Annotated in this window: 1 protein-coding gene; it reads left to right on the forward strand. The window is 34.7% G+C overall.

Annotation, left to right across the window (positions count from 1 at the left end; translation table 11 throughout):
- Nucleotides 1-23: 23 nt before the first annotated feature.
- On the forward strand, nucleotides 24-1,278 hold a 1,255-nt coding region (locus AC1DOS_RS20190; protein WP_477538919.1), incomplete at its 3' end, for a hypothetical protein.

Genomic DNA, 1,278 nt, shown 5'->3' on the forward strand with positions numbered 1-1,278 from the left:
TTATTAGGTTGGGAGAGTCAAGAATGAAGAAAATTCTTTTAAATAGTCATGGTTATGCACTTTTAATTACTCTGCTTTTAGTTGTCTTTTTTTTAGTTCTCTCAACAATATTCATTTCTACATCCTTAAACCATAGCCGACAAGAACAGACGGTCGACAATTCAAATCAGGTAGTGGTCGCAGCGGAAATGGGCAGTCAATATTACACTAAAAATGTAGAGAATCTAGTTGAGCTTGAGGCACAGAAATTTATTCCTACTGTTCAATCGGAGTTGGATAACATTAAGAGTAGATTTAATATTTCTTTAGCGGAACATTATAGTGGTAGGAGTTATTCAAAAACAGGACAATTTTATAGTGCGTGCCAACCTTATTTAATAGCTTCAAAATTTGTTGAATTATTGGATTGCGAAATCGATGAAACGAAAAAACTGCAGCCGAGTAAGTTTATGGCGCAATTAAATACAGCAAATCTTGCATCGAAAGTTAATTTGACAGAGCGCAAAGTCAATGAAGAGAGAAATCTTAAATATAAAATATCTAAAATTGAAGCAGTTAAATCAACGAAAAATTCCGATGTCATCCTGAATATTGATGTACAAGGATCTATGGGTTCTCAAGTGTCAAAAAAAATACGCTCAGAATTGAATATTGGCTCACCTGATTTTCTCTCAGTGAATAAAACTCCTATCATAAGCTATTCTGATGGCGCAGTTAGCGATATTTTCGAACCACCAAACGATACTAATAGAATCTGTACAACTCCAGCAACATCAAATCCAAGTGGTACCTGTACATATATTGGCAATGAATTAGAAAAGTTTTTGTCGGAAATCCCCGCAGAAAGTGAAATTATCATAAAGGTAACCAATTACTGCTCGGCTATAGGAGCGAACTCGAATTGTAATTTCAGTGGTTTTGACGGACAGGATGTTCCAATTTATATTAAACCTCCCAACGGAGTATTAAATGCGGGAAATGCCAATCAACTAAAAGATTCAATTTTCTATATAGACGGTTTTTTTGAATTGAATAATATGAATCAAAGTTCAGGTAATACCGTTATAACTAGATCAATCGAAATGCATAATGGAGTGAACTTAACTGATACAACGATAGTGGTTATGGGTAATAGCGGTAAAACTGGCCTCGTCCAATGGAAAGAGCAAGGGAACAATAATTTGATTATTGGGCAAAATTCAAAGATGTGCGTCAATTTAAACGCAATCAAACTAGATGGAACCGATAGTTCAACAAATTTCAACGATAATTCATTCG

The organism is Paenisporosarcina sp. P5_A11 (genome assembly GCF_056400705.1).